Source organism: Streptomyces sp. NPDC001668 (assembly GCF_042893155.1).
GTDB lineage: Bacteria > Actinomycetota > Actinomycetes > Streptomycetales > Streptomycetaceae > Streptomyces.
Map to the genome: position 1 here is coordinate 180056 of NZ_JBIAUQ010000018.1, position 18550 is coordinate 198605.

Consider the following 18550-nt stretch of genomic DNA (forward strand, 5'->3'; position numbering starts at 1 on the left):
GCCGGCCCAATCCCCTGCGCCGCTGCCCGGCACGCGATTGGCGCAATACCGTGCGGCCGGACCCGCTTCCCCAAGGGCCGCAAAACCGTTGAACAAGGGGCATCCCTCGCACCATGAACGGTATACGCCCATGAACCGCTCCGCAGGTCTCCTCAGCGCCCTCTATCTCGCGACGAGCACCGGACTCGCCTGGACCGCGGTCATGGCGCTGCGTGACGGTCCGCCGTGGTCCGTGTGCCTGTTCGCCGCCGCGAGCCTGGTGCCGGTCATCGCGGTCGTGCGCGAGAGCGTGCTGTGCGACCAGCGGCGCGCGCTGGCCGAAATGCGCGGGCGGGCTGCCGGGCCCGGCGTGGCCGGCGCGGGGCCCGCCGACGACATCGTCCGCGCCGAACTCGACACCGCCTGCTGTGAACGCTGGTGGACGAGCTGCGGCACCGACCACGACTCGGCCTGCCCCCGCCGGGTACCGCGCAGCAGCGCGGCCTGACGCCGGCAGGGTGCCAGGGGCCCTGGAACTCGACGGCCCCGCGCTCCTACTCGTCCAGTGTGCGGGCGAGTTCCGTGGTGGCGTGGGCGATGTCGCTGTCGCCGTCGGCCATCAGCCGCTCCAGGGCGCCGCTTCTGGCACGAACGGCCTGACGGGCCCGGCGCTCCCACACCACGGGGTTCTCACGGTGGTTGAGGAGCTTGGGGTAGACGGCCGCCGTGCTCTCCCACTGGCGGGCGCCGGCGATGCTCCTGAGCAGCTGGATGATCTCCGCCCGGCAGGTCACCTGGGGCAGTTGGGCGAGCTCCCAGAGGAAGGGCACCGTGGCGGCGGTGGCCTGCTCCACGACGAAGCCGTACTGGCAGATGCGCCGGCGCAGGTCGGCGAGTGCGGAGGCGGCCGTCTCGGGGTCTCCCCAGGCCACGCTGTTGAGGAGCAGGGGGATGGCCGTGGCGCAGCCGGTGGAGTCCTGGATCTCGCCCCAGGGCACCCGGCTCAGCGCCATGAGGGGCGTGGTCCGAGCCACCCCGGTCGTGGGCTCGGGCTGGCTGGTGCGCTCGTTGCTCGGCTGGTCCGGAGCGGTGCGCATGGCGTGAGACCTTTCCGCGGCAGTCATGTCAGGGAGGAGGGGTGGTCGACAGCTTGGCCCAGACGGTCTTGCCGGCCGGGGGCCGTGAGGCCCAGCCCCACTCCTTGGCCAGGGCGTCGACGATGTACAGGCCGCGGCCGTGCTCCCGCAGGGCGGTGACGTCGGCGGGCGTGTACGCGGGCGGCTCGTCACCGGGGTCGGAGACGGTCACCAGCAGATGGGCGGGGTCGAAGGACAACCCCAGCCACACCTCGTCGGCACCGCCCGCCGCGGGCCGGAGCACCGCGTGGGCCACGGCGTTGGCCGCGAGTTCGGTGATCACGAGGGTGGCGTCGTCGCTGCAGTGGTCGAGGGACCAGCAGCTCAGCGTCTCGCGGGTGAAGGCACGGGCCCGGGCGAACCCCTCTCCGCTGCGGCTGATGAGCAGCGCGGCGGAGTCGAGCGGGCCGAGCCGCGGCGGCTGCCGCTGTGCGCCGGCGGGGCCGGGACGCCGCACGGTCGCACCGGCCGGGCCCGCGTCACCGGCTTCCGGCACAGCCCGGTTCAGCGGCCGGAGCGCGTGGTTCGCAGGTGACGACACGGCATCTCCTTGATGCGACGTCAAGACGGGGCGCAACCACAGGGGTTGACGCTGGAGCTATTATCCACGCTGAAGGCGCCCGCGTGCAATTGCACGAGAAATTGCGCGAAGGACGGGTGGGGCCACGGAGGTTGCGGAGGTGCGCCCCGCCCCGTCCGGCACGGCCGGGCACCGCGCCCGGCGCAGAACGTGAACAGCAAGGAGACTGCAGTGCCAGTGCAGAACGGAGTGCGGGCGAGTTCGCTCGACGCCCGCTGGGTCAAGAGCCGACACAGCAACGCCGAGGGCAACTGCGTCGAAGTGGCCTCCCTGGTCGACGGCGCCGTCGCGCTGCGCAACTCCCGTGATCCCGACGGCCCCGCGCTGGTCTACACACCGGCCGAGGTCGCCGCGTTCCTCGCCGGCGCGAAGGACGGGGAGTTCGACCACCTCCTGTGAGGCGGGGCGTCCGAGGCGGTGGCGGTCCGGGCTCCCGGGCCGCCACGGCATCTACGGAATGATGCGCGGCGGCCACTCTGCGTGCGATAGTGTGAGTCGTCTCTGTGCCGGTTTACTGGGAGTCAGGATGTCTGCCGCGTCCCACCGCATCTCCCGCCTGGAACCGTATCTGGACCGTACCGAGCCGGCTCCCACGCTGCTGAAGATGCTGGTCGGCGTCCAGTTGGCGGGCTTCCGCGAGGATGCCGGGCTCGCCCAGGACCAGGCGGCGCGGGCCCTCGGGTTCAGCCCCGCCAAGCTGTCCCGCATCGAGTCGGGCAAGGGCCGCAGGCCCCCGACGGAGAGCGATGTGCGCGCCCTCCTGACGCTGTACGGCACCGAGGACTACGAGGCCTCCGTGCTCCTCAAGCTGCTCCAGCGCGCCGGTGACCCGGGCTGGTGGCAGCGGTACGACAAGCGGCTCATGCCCGAGTGGTTCGACCGGCTGGTGGGGCTCCAGGAGGCCGCCGCGGCCATCCGTACCTTCGAGATCCAGTACGTCCCCGGCCTGCTCCAGACGCCGGACTACACCCGTGCGGTGGTCGAGCGCGGTCTGCCGGCCGCGGCGGCGGGCGAGGTGGCGCGACGCGTCGAACTGCGGATGCGGCGCGCGCAGTTGCTGCTGCGCGAGGACGCTCCGCAGCTGTGGGCGGTGATCGACGAGTCGGTGCTGCTGCGGGTGCTGGGCAGCCGGGAGATCATGCGGGAGCAGCTCGCGCACCTGGTCAGGATGGCCCAGCGTCCCAATGTGACGCTCCAGATCATCCCGCTGGACGTCACGAACGCCTCCGCCCCGGCCATCCCGATCACCTACCTGCGCTTCGGCGGCCTAGATCTGCCGGATGTCGTCTATCTGGAGCACATCAAGAGCGCCAACTTCCTGGAGGACCGGGACGAGACGGAGGAGTACCGGCTCGCCCTGGACCGGCTGGCGGACGACGCGCTCGAACCCCGGGACTCGCTGCGGCTGCTGGAGCAGACGATGCAGCAGCGCTACGGCGGCTGAACAGGTCAGACGAGTCGGCCGACGCCGCCGAACTCGATCCACTCGTGGGTGAGCTGGCGCGGGCCCACGTCGGAGTCGGGGCGCCAGGTGGAGACCTCCACGAGGCCCGGTTCGAGGATCTCCAGACCCTCGAACCACTCGGCGACGTCCTTCTCCTCGCGCACCCGGCCCCAGTTGCCCTGGGTGGCCTGGTCCATGAAGTCGGTGACGAAGGCACGGACTTCGGGATCCTCGCTGACGAGCTGGCACATCACCATGAAGCTGCCGGGCGCGAGCCGCTCGCGCACCCGGCGGGCCAGGGCGGCAGGTCCGTCCGTCTCGCTGTCGGGGATGCAGTGCATGACCGAGTTGAACAGCACGGCGACCGGCTGCGAGAAGTCGATCAGCCGTCGGGTCTCCTCGTGGGCGAAGATCTCCTCGGTCCTGCGCATGTCCGCGTGGATGACGGCGGTCCGCTCGTCCTGCTCCAGCAGCGCCCGGCCGTGGACGAGGACCATCGGGTCGTTGTCGACGTAGACCACGTGCGTGGTGGGGTCGACGCGCTGGGCGACCTGGTGGACGTTGTCCTGGGTGGGCAGCCCTGAGCCGTGGTCCAGGTACTGCCGGATGCCGTGCTCCGCCGAGAGGGTCCGCACCACCCGCTGGAGGAAGCGCCGGTTGTTCACGGCGAGCCTGCGGGTGCTCGGGACGACCTTGTCGAGCTCCTCGCAGGCCGCCCGGTCGGCCGCGTAGTTGTCCTTGCCGCCCAGGTAGTGGTCGTACATGCGCGCGGCCGTGGGCACAGAGGCGTCGATCGACGTGGACAGATTCTTGCCGGTGCTCATCTTTCCCCCAGTTCGTGCCACCAACTGCCCTGGCAGGACAGGGCGTCCATCCTAGGGACACCCCCGTCACCGGGGCCAGCGCGCACGTCGGGTTCAGGCGGCGTCCAGCTCCGCCAGTTCGTCCGCGCCGAGCACGAGGTCGGTGGCGGCGAGCGAGTCGCGGATCGTCTCGGGGCGGCTGGCGCCCGGGATGGGCACGACCACCGGCCACTTGGCCAGCATCCAGGCCAGGCAGACCCGCTGCGGGCTCACCCCGTACTTCTCGGCGATCCGTGCGAACGGGGCGTGCGCGGAGCCCAGTTCACCCGCCCGGGAGATGCCGCCGAGGGGACTCCAGGGCAGGAAGGCGATACCGAGTTCGTCGCACAGCCGCAGTTCCGGCTCGCTGGAGCGGAAGGCCGGGGAGAACTGGTTCTGCACGGAGACCAGCCGGCCGCCGAGGATCTCGTTGGCCAGCCGGATCTGGTCGGGATTCGCGTTGGAGATGCCCGCCCTGAGGATCTTGCCCTCGTCGAGGAGGTCGCGCACGGCGCCGACGGACTCCTCGTAGGGGACCCGGGGGTCGGGGCGGTGGAACTGGTAGAGCCCGATCGCCTCCACACCCAGTCGGCCGAGCGAGGCCTCGCAGGCCTCCTTCAGGTGCCGCGGGCTGCCGTCGAGCGTCCAGCTGCCGTCCCCGGGACGCAGATGCCCGCCCTTCGTCGCGACGAGAACGTCACCGCCCCGGTCGTGGGAGGCGAGGGCCTTGGCGATCAGGGTCTCGTTGTGACCGACCTCGTCGGCGTCCCGGTGGTAGGCGTCGGCGGTGTCGATCAGGGTCACGCCCGCGTCGAGCGCGGCGTGGACGGTGGCGATGGAGCGCTCCTCGTCGGGCCGCCCCTCGATGGACATGGGCATCGCGCCCAGGCCGATCGCGCTCACTTCGACGTCACCGATACGGCGGGTGTGCATGGCCTTGGACCTCTTTCGCCGGTCACACGGATCTGGGCTCTCCTCAGCCTGGCCGCCGCGCCGCCGGAGGTCCAATAGAAGAACGAGAACGCATTCAGCGACCGCACTGCTGAATCCCGGACGGTGCCGTTCCCCGGCCCGACCGGGTGGCGAGACGGGGTTGCGTGTCCGCCGTCTCCGTGTGGCACCCTCGCCTTGACCGGCAGCTGGTCCAGACCGGTCGTCGTGAGGTTCGGCGGTACGGCGAGAGAGGCGACGGTATGCGTATCGGACTGCTGGGCACCGGTCCCTGGGCCAGGATGGCCCACGCTCCCGCGCTCGGCGCGCATCCGGAACTGGACTTCGCCGGGGTGTGGGGCCGCCGTACGGAGGCCGCCGAGGAGCTGGCCGACGAGCACGGCACGCGCGCCTACGACGATGTCGACGCGCTGCTCGCGGACGTGGACGCCGTCGCGGTCGCCCTGCCGCCGGCCGTGCAGGCCGGGCTCGCGGCGCGGGCCGCGCGGGCGGGGTGCCATCTGCTGCTCGACAAGCCTCTTGCGACGACGGTCGCGCAGGGTCGGGCGGTGCTCGACGCCGTCCAGCAGTCCGGCGTCGCCTCGGTGGTCTTCTTCACCTCGCGCTTCCTGGCCGAGACCGAGTCGTGGATCGGTGAACAGGCGGGCGTGGAGGGCTGGTTCACGGCGCGGGCCGAATGGCTGGGGTCGGTGTTCACCAGCGAGAGTGCGTTCGCCGACTCACCGTGGCGGCGGGAGAAGGGAGCCCTGTGGGACGTGGGCCCCCATGCCCTGTCGGTGCTGCTTCCGGTACTGGGCGAGGTGCGCGAGGTGGCGGCCGCCGCGCACGGCCCCGGGGACACCGTCCATCTGGTCCTCAGGCACGCCGGCGGCGCGTCGAGCACCCTGACGCTGAGTCTCACGGCGCCGCCCGCGGCCGCGGGAGTCGGGGTCGAACTCCGGGGCGCGGGCGGGGTCGCCGTGCTCCCCGAGTCGCCGGAGGGAGTCGTACCCGCCGTGCTCCGGGCCGTCGACGCACTGCTCGCCGCCGCCCGCACCGGCCAGGCCCACCCGTGCGACGCCGCGTTCGGTCTGCGGGTCACCGAGATCCTCGTCGAGGCCGAGGCCCTGCTGGACGGCGCGACCGCCGCGCCCACGGCGTAAGGCGGCGGCTCAGCCGGTGTGCGGGAGGCAGTAGTTCAGGCGTTCCCGTACCACGGGATAGCCCGCCTTGGCGAAGTTCGCCGCCATGGGGAAGTTCCCCCGGTCCGTCGCGCCGGTGACGAACTCGGCGCCCCGCTCGACCAGGTAGTGGGTGCACTCGGCGAGCAGGTCGTAGGCGTAGCCGTGTCCGCGGTGTTCCGGGACCACCCCGATGAAGCCGACGCAGGGTCCCGACGGGTTGTGGGCCGGGATGTGGATCCCGGCAACCTCCCCCTGCGGCGTGCGGGCGATCTGCCACCACTCGCGGGGCGAGGGGCACCAGTGGAAGAAGTCGAGTTCCTCCTGGGCGGCCCGGTCGAGGCCGCCCTCCTCGACGGCCTTGAGGGCGTGTGCGTCGAGGGTGGCGGAGTGGATGCGGCGCAGCAGGCCGAAGAAGACCGCGTCGTCCGGTTCGGGCCGGAACTCAAGTCGCCCGGGCCGCTCGGGCAGTCCGTGCTCCGGTGTCCACCGGTAGAGGAACCGCTCGACCAGCAACTCGTATCCGGCCTTGTGTACGGCGGTGAAGCGGGTCTCGGCGGCGGCCCGCAGGTGCGGGTCCTCGCGCCAGCCCGCGGGCAGGTTCATCTCGAGGCCGACCTGCCAGGGGGCGGTGCGCAGGAGTTCGGCGCCGGCGTCCTCCTCCCCTTCGGCCACGTCGAACCAGTTGACGTTGACGGGGGCGGTGTCGTCGGGGCCGCCCCACCAGGCGCCGCGTGCCACGACCTTGCCGTCGCGCAGGGCGACGCGCTTCCAGTCGGGGCGGTGCCGGGTGAGCCGGTGGGCCTCACGGGCGCCGAGAGGGTCGGGGAGCGTGTCGAAGACAGGGGCTTCGCGCTCGTCGAGCGCGCGGATGACCAGATCGGTCATGGGTGGATTCCTCCGGGATGCGGACTGCGGGGAGCACTCCCGGTCAGACGAGGCACGCCGGGACGACGGAGAGGGAGCGCTGGACGGTCGTGATCTGCACGGCACTCGCCTCCTTCCGCTGGTCTCGAGGCGTGGCGGTTCACGCTACGGGATCCTCTGGGTGGCGTCCACCGGTTTTCGGCGGCCAACTTCGTTCCCTCCGACGCCACTTGACCGGCCCTTGAGGCCGGATTAAACGCTGTCCGACGTATGGGCCGCAGCTCCTTTGGTCCGTACCATCAACCTCAACCCCCACGTGAGAGCGCTCTCAAGAATCCGAGGAGACCCCCACATGACCCCTCGTTACCAGCGCCCCCTCGGCCGCCGCAAGCTCCTCCTCGCCCTCGGCGGCGGCCTGGTGGCCGCGTCCGCCGCAGCCGCGCCGGCCCCCCACGCCTTCGCGGCCACCAGCCGCGCCGCGGCAACCGGAGCCCTGCCGCTGACGGTCGTCAACAACACCGGCGCCTTCGACAACGCGAACGTCCACGTGTACATCGTGGGCAACCAGGACGGCAGGCAGGTACGTGTCACCCCGGACGGCACCCTCGCTCCGGTGGCCCTGTCCGACAACGGCGCCGACGGGTACACCGACTACGCGATAAGCCTGGCCGCGAGCGGCGAGACCAGCCTCTCCCTGCCCCACCTGTCCGGCCGGATCTACGTGTCCCTGGGCGCCAAGCTGAAGTTCAGGGTCGTCACCGACGGCGACGGCAAGCCCGCCCTCCAGTACCCGGCCGGCTGGGTGACCTCGGACCCCGACTACCGGGTGCTGCACGACTGCGCCGAGTTCACCCACAACGCGGCGGGCATGTTCTGCAACACGACCATGGTGGACATGTTCAGCGTGCCGCTGAGCATCCGGCTGACCGGGGCGCGGGACCGGACGACGGGTACCCTGCGCGCGAACGGGCGGGCCGGTGCCTTCGCCGCCGTACGCCAGGTCCCGGAGTTCGCGCCGCTGGTCGTGGACGACACGCGGGTCATCGCGCCGGGTCACGGTCTGGACGCGGGACTGTTCCCGGCGGACTACCTGGCGCCGTACATCGACGAGGTGTGGAGCACGTACACCGGCAGGGACCTCACCGTCACCACGAACGCGGGCACCTTCACCGGCCGGGTGCGCGGCGGGCGGCTGGTGTTCGACGGGCCCGCGCAGGTCTCCTTCGCCCGGCCCTCGACACGGGACGTGCTCTTCTGCGACGGCACGCTCGCCGCCCCCAACGACGGCACGACCGGGCCGGTCGCCGCGGTGCTCGGTGCCGGGTTCAACCGGTCGACGCTGGTGAGCAGTGCCGCCCAGCCGACCACCGACCCCGCCGGCTTCTACCGGACGGCGCTCACCAACCACTACGCCAAGGCGATGCACGCGGCCACGCAGGACGGCAGGGCGTACGGCTTCGCCTTCGACGACGTGGCCGACCTCGCCCCGTACGTCCAGGACACGGCGCCGACCGGGATCCGGCTGACACTCACCCCGTTCTAGAGACGGTTCGGCGTGCGGGGCCGGGCGGGTCGTAGCAGCGTGGTGGTGTGAGCCGACTGCGCGACCGGGACCGGCGGAGCTGGCTGCGGGGCGCGCCGCCGCCCGGCTGGGTGCGGGCGCTGCCCGCCGCGATGCTGGCGGGGGTGTGCGTGGCGACCCTCGCGAGCCCCGGTCCGCTGGACATCGGGTTCCTGCTGGGCGCGATCCCGCCGCTGGCCGTGCTGTCGTACGGACCGCTGGCGACCGCCGTGCTCGGCGCACTCGTCCTCGTGGTGCTCAACGTGCCGGCGTTCCGGCTCAACGATCCCGGCAGCACGGATCTGCTCACCGTCGGCTTCGTCGCGGCGCTCAGTGTGGTCGTGTCGTTCGTGCGGAGCCGGCGTGACGCCCAGCTGGTGACCGAGCGCGCGGTCGCGGAGGCCGCCCAGCGGGCCGTCGTACCGCCGCTGCCCGAGCGGGTGCGAGGGGTGCGGTGTGCGGGGCTGTACCGGGCCGCGCAGCACGGGACGCTGGTCGGGGGTGACTTCTACGACGTGCGGGAGGGGCCCTGCGGGGTGCGGGCGGTGATGGGCGACGTGCAGGGGCACGGGCTGTCGGCCGTCGCCACCGTCGCCTCGCTGCTGGGGGCCTTCCGGGAGGCGGTGCTGGACCGGCCGGATCCCGAGTCGGTGGCCGCGCGGCTGGACCGCAGACTGGTGGTGGACTCCGCGGCGGTACGGCACTCGGAGCTGTTCGCGACGGCGGTGGTGCTGGAGTTCGGCGCCGGCGCCGCAGAGGTGCGGATCGTGGCGTGCGGGCAGCCCGGCCCGGTCCTGCTGCGGGACGGGCGGGCCGTGGAACTCGACGTCCCGGTGGGCACTCCGCTCGGCCTGGGCCTGACCGACGCCTCGCCCCCGGCCGGGGTCACGGTCCCGCTGCGGCCCGGGGACCGGCTCTTCCTGGCCTCGGACGGGGTGTGGGAGGCGCGCGACGCCGCCGGTGCCTTCTACCCGCTGCTCGACCGGATCGCCGGGTTCGCGGGCGACCTCCCGGATCTCGTGGAGCGGGTCTGGGACGACCTCGTCAGCTACGCCCCGGCGCTCGAGGACGACGTCACGATGCTCGTTCTCGCGCCCGGGATCCCGGAGTCCCGCTGACCGCCTCGTCCGCCTCGTGGTCCCCCTCGGCGTCGATGTGCGGGAGCATCCGGTCGAGCCAGTGGGGCGTCCACCAGGCATGCCGGCCCAGCAGGGTCATGACGGCCGGGACCATCAGCAGCCGTACGACGGTGGCGTCGATCAGCACGCTCACCGCGAGGCCCAGTCCGAGCATCTTGACCACGATGTTGTCGCTGACGATGAAGGCGGCGAAGACGCTCACCATGATCAGTGCCGCGCAGGTGATGACCCGCGCGGTGATCTCCAGGGCGTGGGCCACGGAGGCCTTGGCGTCCCCGGTGCGCAGCCAGGCCTCGTGGACCCGGGAGAGCAGGAAGATCTCGTAGTCCATGCTCAGGCCGAAGATGATCGCGAACATCATCATGGGCACATAGCTCTCGATGGGCACCTTGCCGGAGACGCCGAGCGCGGGCCCGCCCCAGCCCCACTGGAAGACGGCGACGACGACGCCGTAGGAGGCGGCGATCGACAGGACGTTGAGGACGGCCGCCTTCACGGCGACGAGCAGCCCGCGGAAGACCGCGAGGATGATCAGGAAGGCGAGGGCGACGACGACACCGATGATCAGCGGCAGCCGGCCGGCGACGATGTCGCGGAAGTCGACCTGGGCGGCGGTCGTGCCGGTGACGTATCCCTCGGCGTCGGTGCCGGAGACCGCGGCGGGCAGGGTGGTGCCGACCAGGCGGTTGGTGAGGTCGGTGGTGGCGGCGCTCTGCGGGGACTGCTGGGAGTAGACCGTGGCGAGCAGGACGTCCCCGTCCTTGGTGGGGGACAGCTGGGTGACCGCGGCGGCGCCGGACACGTCGGAGAGGGTCTTCTGCGCCTGGGAGGACAGGGAAGAGCGCTGGGACGACGGTACGGAGGTCTGGTCGATGACGACGGTGAGCGGGCCGTTGGAGCCGGGGCCGAAGGCGTCGGTCATCAGGTCGTAGGCCCTTCGGTCGGTGAAGGAGGTGGGATCGGCGCCGTCGCCGATGTGGCCGAGCTGGAGGGAGAAGAGCGGGATGGCGAGGATCACGACGGTCGTGACGCCCGCGGCCAGGTACCGCCACGGCCGCCGCTCGACGCGCTGGGCGTAGCGGTGCCACGTCCCATGGGGTGTCTCGCCCTCGGCGGCGTCGGTCTCGGCGACCGGTGTGCGCACCCGGTAGCGGTCGATCCGCTTGCCGATCAGGCCGAGCAGGGCCGGGACCAGGGTCAGGGCGCCCAGGACCGCGGAGACGACCGTCACGGCGGCGGCGAGCCCGAGCAGCCCGATGAAGGAGACCCCGGACGCGGACAGCCCGGCCAGGGCGATGATCACCGTGCAGCCGGAGACCAGGACCGCTCGCCCGCTGGTGGCGGTGGCCCCGCCGGCCGCCCGGACCGGGTCCCTGCCGTCCATCAGGCTCTGCCGGTGGCGGGTGAGCTGGAAGAGCGCGTAGTCGATGCCGACGCCCAGGCCGATCATCGTGGCCAGGGTCGGGGAGACGGTCGCGAAGGTGAAGGCGGCGGCCAGCAGACCGAGGCAGGCCAGTCCGCCGATCACACTGATCAAGGCGGTCACCAGGGGGATGCCGGCGGCGATCACACTGCCGAAGCCGACGAGCAGGACAACGATCGCTACGGCGAAGCCGATCAGTTCGCTGATCCGGTCGTCGGCGGCGGGCCGGGCCAGTTCGCCGAGCGGACCGCCGTACTCGACGTCGGCCCCGGCCGCCCGCAGCGGCTGTACGGCGTCGTCCACGCCGTGGAGGTAGCCGTCGCCCAGGGTCGAGGGCTGCACGTCGAAGCGGACGGTGATGTAGGCGGTCTTCCCGTCCGAGGACAGCGGTCCGACCTTCGAGGCGGGTGTCGACAGCGGGTTCTGCGCCGACAGGACATGGGGCAGCTTCCCCAGATCGGTGACGGTCGTGGAGATCTGCGAGGAGAGCGAGGAGAGCGACTTGTCACCGTCGTGCAGCACGATCTGGCTGCCGTATCCGCCGGCCGCCGGGTCGTGCTTCTTCAGCACGTCGAGGCCCTGCTGCGACTGGACTCCGGGCAGCGAGAAGTTGTCCGAGTAGTCCCCGCCGAAGGACCGGTTCAGGGCCTGAAGGGCGACCAGGGCCACGAGCCAGGCCACCATGACGATCACGAAGTGCCGGGCGCACCACTCCCCCAGCCTGCGCAGGACGCCCTTCTTCGTGTTGCGGGTGGTGGTCATGTCGTCGTCTCTCTGCCGGGCCCCCGAGAGATCGATATCCCCATTACACGCCCCCCGGGTCACCGGGGCATCCGGAGGCTCCGGGGCGCGGGGGCCGCTTCCGGATGCAGGGTCGGCCCGGGCGTCGAATGCTGATATCGGACCCGTTGACAGCACCGGGACCGCACAGCGATCCGGATCCGAGGAGCAGAGATCATGACGACGTCACAGCCCGACGTGTCCGGGCCGTCCGAGGACCGCGCCACCCCGGACGACCTGCTCCACACCCGTACCGGCACCGAGGTGTCGCCGGAGGACCTCGTCCTCGCCTCTGGAAAGGACATCACCCCGCACAGCCTCGAATGGGCCCGGCGCAAGCTGGCCGCGGAGGGCCCGGCAGCGCTCGACAAGCTGCTGCCCTAGTCAGGAACGGGTGCTGCTCGGCTGCCCCGAGCGGCCGAGCACGCACCGCACACGCGCGCCGCACACGCGCGCCGCGTCACGGCGGCAACGGCGTGGTGCGTCGTGCGGCTTTTCAGCGCCCCGGTTCCGCGAACTCCTCGTCCAGGCACACCACTTCGACCCGCTGGACGAGGTTGTTGGCGAAACCTCCCCGGTTCCAGGGCTGTTCCAGCGGCTGAGTGTGCCCCTCCGCGTCGGTGGCCCGGGCGCTGAGCACGAACTGCCCCGGCTCCGCACGCCAGTCGAAGCGCCAGCGCCGCCACGCCCAGGGGTGACCGGCGTCCGGTTCGAGTTCCGCCTCCTGCCAGGAGTGGCCCCCGTCGGTGCTCACCTCGGTCCGGGTCACCGGCGCCCGTCCCGACCAGGCGCGTCCCTCCAGTGTCACCGTGCCGGGCCGCACCACGCGGGTCCGGGACATGAAGTCCGGGAATCCGGGCGGGACGAGCAGGGCGCGCGGCGCGATCCGGGTGACCGGTGCACCCTCGTCCCCGGGGTGCCGGCGGATCCGGTAGGCCACGGCCTGCTGGAACCCGGTGAAGGGTGTGTCGGTGACGGTGATCTCGCGCAGCCATTTCACATGCGCCATGCCGTACCAGCCGGGCACCACGAGCCGGAGCGGCCGGCCGTGCTGCGGGGGCAGCGGGGCGCCGTTCATCCGGTGGGCCACCAGCACTTCGGGCTCGGTGCCGTTGGCCACCGCGAGGGGCAGGGCCCGCTGGTAGTCCTGTTCGACGCCGCGCTCCACCCCGTGGTCGGCGCCGGTGCACACCACGTCGACGGCGTCGGCCTCCACTCCGGCCTCGGCGAGCAGCAGCCGCAGCGGTACGCCGGTCCATTCGGCGGTGCCGACGGCCTCGACCAGCCAGGGCTGGCTGACCGGGCGGGGGGTGAGCAGCGCCCGGCCGTTGCCGGCGCACTCCATCGTGACCCGGGTGGTGACCTGCGGGAGGGTGCGCAGATCGGCCGGGGTCAGGGTGAGCGGGCGGCGGACCCGGCCCGTGACGCCGAGCTGCCAGGGGGTGTCCTCGGGGACGTACGGGATGTCGTAGTGGGTGAGGACGTAGTGCAGGCCCGGCGGGGTGAGGTCGTGGCGCATCGCTTCGAGGGGCAGACCGTGGTTGCGGGCGGCGAGCGCCAGTTCGTCCCGGCCGATGCCCTCGTCGGGGGCGGCGAGCCGGGCCGGGGTGCTCGTGTCGGCGAGTCGGTGGCCCATGGCCGCATTGTCCCCCGGTCCGGCGGGGCTGTCGCGGTCCGCGGCACATCCCGGGCGGTCCCGGGGCAACTTCCCCGTCTTCCGCGCCGATTCGCAAGGCGGCCGGTTTCCTGCTCGCCCCTGAGGCGGCCGGTTTCCTGCTCACCGTTGAGGCGGCCGGTTTCCTGCTCACCCTTTCGGAAGGGGACCGCCACTGCCAGACTTCCGAGGGTGCCCGACTTCGACATGCTCGTCATCGGATCCGGTCCGGGTGGCCAGAAGGCCGCCATCGCCGCGGCCAAGCTGGGCCGCCGGGTGGCCGTCGTCGACCGCCCCGACATGGTCGGCGGGGTCTCCATCCACACCGGCACCATCCCCTCCAAGACGCTGCGCGAGGCGGTGCTGTACCTGACCGGCCTCACCCAGCGCGACCTGTACGGCCAGAGTTACCGGCTCAAGGAGGACATCACCGTCGCCGACCTGACCGCGCGCACCCAGCACGTGGTCGGCCGTGAGGTCGACGTGATCCGCAGCCAGCTCTCCCGCAACCACATCTCCCTGTTCGGCGGCACCGGCCGCTTCGTCGACCCGCACACCGTGGCCCTGCGCGAGGTCACCGGTCACGAACGGCTGCTCAGCGCCGAGCACATCGTCATCGCCACCGGCACCCGCCCGGCGCGGCCGGACAGCGTCGAGTTCGACGGCCGCACGATCATGGACTCCGACAACGTGCTCGCCCTCGAACGCGTCCCGCGCTCCATGGTGATCGTCGGTGCCGGGGTCATCGGCATGGAGTACGCCTCCATGTTCGCCGCGCTCGGCAGCAAGGTGACGGTCGTCGAGAAGCGGGCCGGGATGCTCGACATCTGTGACATCGAGGTGATCGAGGCGCTCAAGTACCACCTGCGGGACCTCGCCGTGACGTTCCGCTTCGGTGAGACCGTCGCCGCGGTCGAGCGCCACCCCCGCGGCACGCTGACCATCCTGGAGAGCGGCAAGAAGATCCCCGCCGACGCCGTGATGTACTCGGCGGGCCGGCAGGGTCTGACCGATGAACTCGACCTGGACAAGGCGGGGTTGAGCGCCGACCGGCGCGGCCGGATCACGGTGGACGAGCACTACCGCACCGAGGTGCCGCACATCTACGCCGTGGGTGACGTGATCGGGTTCCCGGCACTGGCGGCCACGTCCATGGAACAGGGCAGGTCGGCCGCCTACCACGCCTTCGGCGAGCCGGTCGGGCAGATGCACCACCTCCAGCCCATCGGCATCTACACGATCCCGGAGATCAGCTTCGTCGGGCGGACCGAGGACCAGCTCACCCAGGACAGCGTGCCCTTCGAGGTCGGTATCTCCCGGTACCGCGAACTGGCCCGCGGCCAGATCATCGGGGACTCCCACGGCATGCTGAAGCTGCTGGTGTCCCCGCGTGACCGCACCCTGCTGGGTGTGCACTGCTTCGGCACCGGGGCCACCGAGCTGATCCACATCGGGCAGACCGTGATGGGCTGCAGCGGCACGGTCGACTATCTGGTCGACGCGGTGTTCAACTACCCGACGCTCGCCGAGTCCTACAAGGTGGCGGCCCTGGACGCCACGAACAAGCTCCGCCAGATCGACCGGATCGGGGACTGACCGCCCTCAGAAGTCGTCGGGGTCCTCGACCACGTGGACGGCGGCCTCCTCCGCGCCGGCCGCGCCCGCGTCGATGCCCACGTCGGTGGCGACCTCGTCCTTGGTGGTGGTGGGGTGGGCGCCCTCGTCGGGGGCGACAAGGCGTCCGGCGCGGTCGGTGCCGGCCTGCGGGTCGACCGGTTCGCCCTCCCCGCCGGGCAGGTCGCCGATCTCGTCGCCGAGCGGCGCGTCCGCCTCGGGGACCTCCTGGGCGAGGCGTTCGTCGAGGCTCTCGCCGTCGTGCTGTTCGGCGGCGGTGGTGCCGTGCCGGGTGACGCCGAGGGGCTTCTCCGGCGGCGAATAGCCCTCGTCGAGGGTGTCGTCGTAGGTCCGTTCGTCGAGGGCGTCCTGGAGGTCCAGCGGAGCCGCGTCCTCCTGCTCCTCGTTGGTCCCGGTGGGCTGGTAGGCGTCGTCGGCCATCGGCTTGGCAGGTGTCGGTTCGGTGCCCATGGGCTGCCTCCCTCGCGCGTCGCGTGCGGTTCGGTGCGCTGTCCTGATCCGCGTTTCCCCGTATGCGCTCCCCAACCTCAAAAGGCTGCCGGAGTAAGGCGTTCCACAGGCGGAAGGTTACCTCCCAGTTAATCTTGAAGGATCAAGGAATACGGCTATCATCACTCGCATACACGGAGTGACCGGTCGTCCACGCAGCGGCCGCGCGGTCTTCCGCACCCCCTTGGTTTCCCTTTCACCGCCCCGGCCCGAGGCCATCCCTCTCGCGGCCCGGGGCGGCGGCACCCCCCACCCCTTCTGCGCCGTACGGTCCCCTCCGCCGTGCGTCGTGCCCTACGGAAAGCAGCACAACCATGAGCATCAGCAGGGGCAGAGGGCTGCAGGCCAATGCCCTCGGTACCTTCGACACGGTGGTGATGGCCGTCGCGGGCAGCGCGCCGGCGTACTCGATCGCCGCGACCACCGCGGTCCTGGTCGGCTCGGTGGGCCTGGCCAGTCCGGCGGCCCTGCTGTACTGCGCGATACCCATGCTGGGCATCGCGCTCGCGTTCAGCTATCTCAGCCGGATCGACGTGAACGCCGGGGCCAGTTACTCCTGGGTGGGCCGTACGCTCCACCCCTTCCTGGGCTTCGTCTCCGGCTGGGCGCTGGTGATCTCGGCGACCATCTTCATGGTGGCCGGCTCGCTGCCCGCCGGTTCGATGACGCTGGCCCTCTTCGACCAGGACCTCGCGGACAACACCGCGCTGGCCACCGTGGTGGGCGCGGCCTGGTTCGTGGTGATGCTGCTTGTGGTGCTCGGCGGCGCCCGGCTCACCGTGCGCGCCCAGCTCCTCATGTCGGGCGTGGAGCTCGCGGTACTGGCCCTGTTCGCGGTGCTCGCCCTCTTCCACACGGGCAACGCGCGCAGCTTCGAGTGGTCCTGGCTGGGCTTCGGCCACTTCGACGGCATGGCCGGGTTCGCGTCGGGCGCGCTGATCGCCGCGTTCTACTACTGGGGCTGGGACGTCACCAGCAACCTCAGCGAGGAGACCCGCAACAGCCGCCGTACGACGGGGCTCGCGGGCCTCATCGGCGTCGGCATCGTCTTCCTCCTGTTCGAGGTGTTCACCATCGCGGTGAACGTCATCCTCACCTCGAAGCAGATCGAGGACAACAAGGCCAACGTGCTGGCCGTCCTGGGCGAGGAGATCTGGCCGGGCTGGGGCGGCAAGCTGCTGATCGTCGCGGTGATGCTGTCGACCATCGCCACGCTGGAGACCACGCTGATCCAGGTGACGCGTTCGTTGTTCGCGATGGGCCGGGACCGTACGATGCCCTCCGCGCTGGGTCGGGTGCACCGGCGCTGGAACACACCGTGGGTGGCGATCGTGGTGGTCGGCGGCGTCGCGCTGATGATGTTCGTCGCCTCCAACGCCCTGGGCTCGGTCGGTGACATCCTCCTCGACGCGATCTCCGCGATCGGTCTCCAGATCGCCGTCTACTACGGCCTCAGCGGCCTCGCGGTGGTCGTCGCGTACCGCAAGATGCTGCTGAAGTCGCCGACGGACTTCCTGCTCGGCGGGCTGTGGCCGCTGCTGGGCGCCCTGTTCATGTTCTGGATCTTCGTCGAGTCGCTGGGCGAGCTGAGCACCGCGGCGATCACGATCGGCGTGGGCGGGCTGGCCGTGGGGCTGGTTCCGATGTTCTGGTACTGGAAGCAGGGCAGCGACTACTACCGGCCCGCGCGCCTTGACGCGAGCCGTACTGTCGAGGCGGACTACGTGCCCGACGGCGGGGCGTCGGCGCCCGCCCTCGTCCACGAGGGTCTCCCCACCGACTTCTGAGGTGCTGTGCGATGGCGAGAGACCGTTTCACCCCCGAATTCGATCCCGACTGCGGGGACTTCGCGCTGACCAGCGCCCGCCAGGACATCGTCATCGGCCGCTGGCAGGGCCTGCGTGAGCTGCTGCGGGCCACCGGGCCCGACTGGCTCTCGCGGGGCCACCGGGTGCGTACGCTCGCCCAGGCCTGCGCGGGCAGTTCGACGGTGGAGTCGTGGCTGGCGGCCGAGCCGCACAACGGGGACGCGCTGGTGCTGCGGGCGGCCACGGAGACGGCGCGGGCGTTCAACCTGGCCATCGCGGCGGGCCGGGGCGTGCCGATCGACCAGCGCCGGATCGACGCCGCGGTGATGGCCTGTCTCCAGGCGGCGGAGGCCTTCGTGGACGACCCGACGCCGTGGATCTCCCTGATCTCGGTGGCACGGCTGTACCCGGCCGGGGTGCGGCGGCAGGAACTGGGGCGCTGGTGGGACGAGTTGCACGGGCGGGATCCGTACAGCGTCGAGGGGCACCTCCAGGTGCTGCACTACTACTCGGCCCGCTGGCACGGCTCGAACGGCCTGATGTACGACTTCGCCCGCGACGCGGCCGGTGTGGCCCCGCCGGGTTCGGCGCTGCCGGTGCTGGTGCAGTACGCGCGGGTCGAGGAGTACCGGAACGCCAAGGACGCCGCCGAGGACAGGCGGACGTCCGTGGGGCTCGGGCAGCACTGGAAGAACGACGGGGCGATCAGTGACGTACGGCGCACCTGGCAGCGCTGGATCGTGGGCCGCGCCGACCACACGGTGGAGCCCGGCGAGCTGCGCGACCTCAACTACCTGACCCACGCGGCCTGCCACGCGGGCCTGTCCGAGGTCGCCGTCCCCCTCCTGCGCATGCTGGACCGCCGGGGCACCCGCACACCGTGGTCGTACACCGGCGACCCGGACCAGCAGTTCACGAAGTGGCGCAAGGAGTTCAGGGTGCGGGTCTGAGCCGTCGCTAACTGGCTCTGACGAAAGAGTTTGATCATGTGACTGTCGGCTTGATCCCTCGTTGGTGAGGGCATGGGGCAGCGTCAGTCGCGGCCGTGGATCGTGTCGGACGGACTGTGGTCGCTCATCGAGCCGCTGCTGCCTGAACCACC

General features: G+C 71.5%; 18 protein-coding genes. 10 read left to right on the forward strand and 8 right to left on the reverse strand.

What is annotated here, in order from left to right; translation table 11 throughout:
• Window positions 1-130: 130 nt before the first annotated feature.
• Window positions 131-487 carry a hypothetical protein gene (locus ACFYZ8_RS38715; RefSeq protein ID WP_359029166.1) on the forward strand — a complete coding sequence of 119 codons (357 nt, stop codon included), beginning with the start codon at window positions 131-133 and terminating at the stop codon, window positions 485-487.
• Window positions 488-533: 46 nt separating this feature from the next.
• On the opposite strand, the gene ACFYZ8_RS38720 is transcribed toward ACFYZ8_RS38715, so the two are convergent.
• Window positions 534-1076, reverse strand: coding sequence for a hypothetical protein (locus tag ACFYZ8_RS38720; RefSeq protein WP_388533277.1), 543 nt, complete (start codon window positions 1074-1076; stop codon window positions 534-536).
• A 28-nt stretch (window positions 1077-1104) separates the two neighbouring features.
• Window positions 1105-1656 (reverse strand): ATP-binding protein, encoded by a 552-nt coding sequence (locus ACFYZ8_RS38725; RefSeq protein ID WP_388533274.1) that lies wholly within the window; start codon window positions 1654-1656, stop codon window positions 1105-1107.
• Window positions 1657-1872: 216 nt separating this feature from the next.
• Between ACFYZ8_RS38725 and ACFYZ8_RS38730 the strand changes: the two genes are divergently transcribed.
• Together ACFYZ8_RS38730 and ACFYZ8_RS38735 are read left to right on the forward strand one after the other, a co-directional pair.
• Window positions 1873-2094 carry a DUF397 domain-containing protein gene (locus ACFYZ8_RS38730; RefSeq protein WP_020117268.1) on the forward strand — a complete coding sequence of 74 codons (222 nt, stop codon included), beginning with the start codon at window positions 1873-1875 and terminating at the stop codon, window positions 2092-2094.
• Between the two features lie 127 nt (window positions 2095-2221).
• Complete coding sequence (locus ACFYZ8_RS38735) at window positions 2222-3139, forward strand: helix-turn-helix transcriptional regulator (RefSeq protein ID WP_359029170.1); 918 nt, start codon at window positions 2222-2224, stop codon at window positions 3137-3139.
• Window positions 3140-3144: 5 nt separating this feature from the next.
• On the opposite strand, the gene ACFYZ8_RS38740 is transcribed toward ACFYZ8_RS38735, so the two are convergent.
• Window positions 3145-3963, reverse strand: a complete 819-nt coding sequence (locus ACFYZ8_RS38740; RefSeq protein ID WP_359029171.1) for an SAM-dependent methyltransferase — start codon at window positions 3961-3963, stop codon at window positions 3145-3147.
• A gap of 93 nt (window positions 3964-4056) precedes the next feature.
• On the reverse strand, window positions 4057-4914 hold the full coding sequence (locus tag ACFYZ8_RS38745; RefSeq protein ID WP_388533270.1) for an aldo/keto reductase: 858 nt from the start codon (window positions 4912-4914) through the stop codon (window positions 4057-4059).
• Window positions 4915-5174: 260 nt separating this feature from the next.
• Between ACFYZ8_RS38745 and ACFYZ8_RS38750 the strand changes: the two genes are divergently transcribed.
• On the forward strand, window positions 5175-6074 hold the full coding sequence (locus tag ACFYZ8_RS38750) for a Gfo/Idh/MocA family protein (RefSeq protein ID WP_388533267.1): 900 nt from the start codon (window positions 5175-5177) through the stop codon (window positions 6072-6074).
• Window positions 6075-6083: 9 nt separating this feature from the next.
• On the opposite strand, the gene ACFYZ8_RS38755 is transcribed toward ACFYZ8_RS38750, so the two are convergent.
• On the reverse strand, window positions 6084-6980 hold the full coding sequence (locus ACFYZ8_RS38755) for a GNAT family N-acetyltransferase (protein WP_359029174.1): 897 nt from the start codon (window positions 6978-6980) through the stop codon (window positions 6084-6086).
• A 331-nt stretch (window positions 6981-7311) separates the two neighbouring features.
• Here ACFYZ8_RS38755 and ACFYZ8_RS38760 point away from each other — a divergent pair, with 331 nt between their 5' ends.
• On the forward strand, window positions 7312-8502 hold the full coding sequence (locus ACFYZ8_RS38760; protein WP_388533264.1) for a glycoside hydrolase family 64 protein: 1191 nt from the start codon (window positions 7312-7314) through the stop codon (window positions 8500-8502).
• A gap of 56 nt (window positions 8503-8558) precedes the next feature.
• The gene (locus ACFYZ8_RS38765) at window positions 8559-9638 is read left to right on the forward strand and encodes a PP2C family protein-serine/threonine phosphatase (RefSeq protein WP_388533789.1); all 1080 of its coding nucleotides are present in this window, start codon (window positions 8559-8561) and stop codon (window positions 9636-9638) included.
• Here the strand turns inward: ACFYZ8_RS38765 and ACFYZ8_RS38770 are convergent.
• Window positions 9595-11844 (reverse strand): MMPL family transporter, encoded by a 2250-nt coding sequence (locus ACFYZ8_RS38770; RefSeq protein WP_388533261.1) that lies wholly within the window; start codon window positions 11842-11844, stop codon window positions 9595-9597. The two genes, ACFYZ8_RS38765 and ACFYZ8_RS38770, sit on opposite strands and share 44 nt — an antisense overlap.
• A 195-nt stretch (window positions 11845-12039) precedes the next feature.
• Between ACFYZ8_RS38770 and ACFYZ8_RS38775 the strand changes: the two genes are divergently transcribed.
• Window positions 12040-12246 (forward strand): hypothetical protein, encoded by a 207-nt coding sequence (locus ACFYZ8_RS38775; protein ID WP_359029177.1) that lies wholly within the window; start codon window positions 12040-12042, stop codon window positions 12244-12246.
• 112 nt (window positions 12247-12358) lie between these two features.
• Here the strand turns inward: ACFYZ8_RS38775 and ACFYZ8_RS38780 are convergent, their stop codons facing one another.
• On the reverse strand, window positions 12359-13498 hold the full coding sequence (locus ACFYZ8_RS38780; protein WP_388533258.1) for a sulfite oxidase: 1140 nt from the start codon (window positions 13496-13498) through the stop codon (window positions 12359-12361).
• A gap of 210 nt (window positions 13499-13708) precedes the next feature.
• On the opposite strand from ACFYZ8_RS38780, the gene sthA reads away from it, so the two are divergent.
• Window positions 13709-15112: a Si-specific NAD(P)(+) transhydrogenase gene (gene sthA, locus ACFYZ8_RS38785; protein ID WP_388533255.1), complete on the forward strand. Its 1404-nt coding sequence runs from the start codon at window positions 13709-13711 to the stop codon at window positions 15110-15112.
• Between the two features lie 6 nt (window positions 15113-15118).
• Here the strand turns inward: sthA and ACFYZ8_RS38790 are convergent, their stop codons facing one another.
• The gene (locus ACFYZ8_RS38790) at window positions 15119-15601 is read right to left on the reverse strand and encodes a DUF5709 domain-containing protein (RefSeq protein ID WP_388533252.1); all 483 of its coding nucleotides are present in this window, start codon (window positions 15599-15601) and stop codon (window positions 15119-15121) included.
• 353 nt (window positions 15602-15954) lie between these two features.
• On the opposite strand from ACFYZ8_RS38790, the gene ACFYZ8_RS38795 reads away from it, so the two are divergent.
• Window positions 15955-17427 (forward strand): APC family permease, encoded by a 1473-nt coding sequence (locus ACFYZ8_RS38795; protein WP_359029181.1) that lies wholly within the window; start codon window positions 15955-15957, stop codon window positions 17425-17427.
• A gap of 11 nt (window positions 17428-17438) precedes the next feature.
• Window positions 17439-18398, forward strand: a complete 960-nt coding sequence (locus ACFYZ8_RS38800; protein ID WP_359029182.1) for a hypothetical protein — start codon at window positions 17439-17441, stop codon at window positions 18396-18398.
• Window positions 18399-18550: the final 152 nt, after the last annotated feature.

Excerpts from the sequence above, each read along its gene's own strand:
- ACFYZ8_RS38715 (WP_359029166.1), top strand. The coding sequence starts at position 131 with ATGAACCGCTCCGCAGGTCTCCTCAGCGCCCTCTATCTCGCGACGAGC.
- ACFYZ8_RS38720 (WP_388533277.1), bottom strand. The coding sequence starts at position 1,076 with ATGCGCACCGCTCCGGACCAGCCGAGCAACGAGCGCACCAGCCAGCCC.
- ACFYZ8_RS38735 (WP_359029170.1), top strand. The coding sequence starts at position 2,222 with ATGTCTGCCGCGTCCCACCGCATCTCCCGCCTGGAACCGTATCTGGAC.
- ACFYZ8_RS38740 (WP_359029171.1), bottom strand. The coding sequence starts at position 3,963 with ATGAGCACCGGCAAGAATCTGTCCACGTCGATCGACGCCTCTGTGCCC.
- ACFYZ8_RS38745 (WP_388533270.1), bottom strand. The coding sequence starts at position 4,914 with ATGCACACCCGCCGTATCGGTGACGTCGAAGTGAGCGCGATCGGCCTG.
- ACFYZ8_RS38750 (WP_388533267.1), top strand. The coding sequence starts at position 5,175 with ATGCGTATCGGACTGCTGGGCACCGGTCCCTGGGCCAGGATGGCCCAC.
- ACFYZ8_RS38755 (WP_359029174.1), bottom strand. The coding sequence starts at position 6,980 with ATGACCGATCTGGTCATCCGCGCGCTCGACGAGCGCGAAGCCCCTGTC.
- ACFYZ8_RS38760 (WP_388533264.1), top strand. The coding sequence starts at position 7,312 with ATGACCCCTCGTTACCAGCGCCCCCTCGGCCGCCGCAAGCTCCTCCTC.
- ACFYZ8_RS38770 (WP_388533261.1), bottom strand. The coding sequence starts at position 11,844 with ATGACCACCACCCGCAACACGAAGAAGGGCGTCCTGCGCAGGCTGGGG.
- ACFYZ8_RS38775 (WP_359029177.1), top strand. The coding sequence starts at position 12,040 with ATGACGACGTCACAGCCCGACGTGTCCGGGCCGTCCGAGGACCGCGCC.
- ACFYZ8_RS38780 (WP_388533258.1), bottom strand. The coding sequence starts at position 13,498 with ATGGGCCACCGACTCGCCGACACGAGCACCCCGGCCCGGCTCGCCGCC.
- ACFYZ8_RS38790 (WP_388533252.1), bottom strand. The coding sequence starts at position 15,601 with ATGGGCACCGAACCGACACCTGCCAAGCCGATGGCCGACGACGCCTAC.
- ACFYZ8_RS38795 (WP_359029181.1), top strand. The coding sequence starts at position 15,955 with ATGAGCATCAGCAGGGGCAGAGGGCTGCAGGCCAATGCCCTCGGTACC.
- ACFYZ8_RS38800 (WP_359029182.1), top strand. The coding sequence starts at position 17,439 with ATGGCGAGAGACCGTTTCACCCCCGAATTCGATCCCGACTGCGGGGAC.